This window comes from Novosphingobium mangrovisedimenti, from assembly GCF_025153475.1.
GTDB lineage: Bacteria > Pseudomonadota > Alphaproteobacteria > Sphingomonadales > Sphingomonadaceae > Novosphingobium > Novosphingobium mangrovi_A.
In genome coordinates this window covers 1-302 of the sequence record NZ_JANZXA010000078.1, presented here as the reverse complement: position 1 = coordinate 302, position 302 = coordinate 1, and the positions used below count along the sequence as shown (strand labels likewise).

Here is a 302-nt window from a genome sequence, read left to right as displayed (position 1 = left end):
GACAGCGAGGGCCTGACGCTGGCCAATGCGGCGGACCTCAAGGTCGTCCAGACGGTTACCGATGCCGATGGCGATCAGGACACCGCCTCGATCAACCTGGGTGCCAACGTCTTCTTCATCGAGGACGACGGGCCGGATGCGAAGGTGATCAACGGGACGCCGGACACGCTGACGCTCGACGAGACGCGTCCGGAGGGAAGCGAGACCGACGGCAATAGCTCGCCGGCGGGCCTGGCCTCGACCACCGCGAACTTCGCCGACAACTTCACCGACGGCGGGAACCCGGTGGACTACGGCACCGA

General features: G+C 66.6%; 1 protein-coding gene. It reads left to right on the top strand.

What is annotated here, in order from left to right; translation table 11 throughout:
* Window positions 1-302: hypothetical protein (locus tag NZK81_RS21545; RefSeq protein WP_260048003.1), on the top strand; the 302-nt coding region annotated here is incomplete at both ends.